The organism is Streptomyces hilarionis, assembly GCF_024539675.1.
Lineage (GTDB): Bacteria > Actinomycetota > Actinomycetes > Streptomycetales > Streptomycetaceae > Streptomyces > Streptomyces hilarionis.
Genome location: NZ_JAHHIT010000675.1, coordinates 1 through 286 on the forward strand (window position 1 = coordinate 1; position 286 = coordinate 286).

At 51.7% G+C, this 286-nt stretch carries 1 protein-coding gene; it reads right to left on the reverse strand.

Annotated features, from left to right (window positions below; genetic code table 11):
• Positions 1–110 precede the first annotated feature (110 nt).
• Positions 111–284 (reverse strand): DUF1652 domain-containing protein, encoded by a 174-nt coding sequence (locus KMS84_RS42920; protein ID WP_368860722.1) that lies wholly within the window; start codon positions 282–284, stop codon positions 111–113.
• Positions 285–286: the final 2 nt, after the last annotated feature.

A 286-nucleotide genomic window follows, 5' to 3' on the forward strand; every position in this document is an offset into this window, starting at 1 on the left:
TTCTATCGGAGGACACGGGTCGGGCTCCACGAAAATGAAGCCATATTATGACCGATATCAGTTTGACATCAAAGACGGCTTTTGGAGGCTATCTTTGGGCATCAATCTGCTCAACGTCTCTGCACTCTGCGCTCACTCGACTCGAAACTGGTTTTGCGTGCCGTCATCTCACTGCGTAGCTCGCCAATCAGACCGGCAATCGCTCTGCTAGAGATGAGCTCCGCAGTCGAAACCCCCGTCACCAAAAGCTCCACACTGCCTGTTGAAGGATCGGTAACCTTAATCA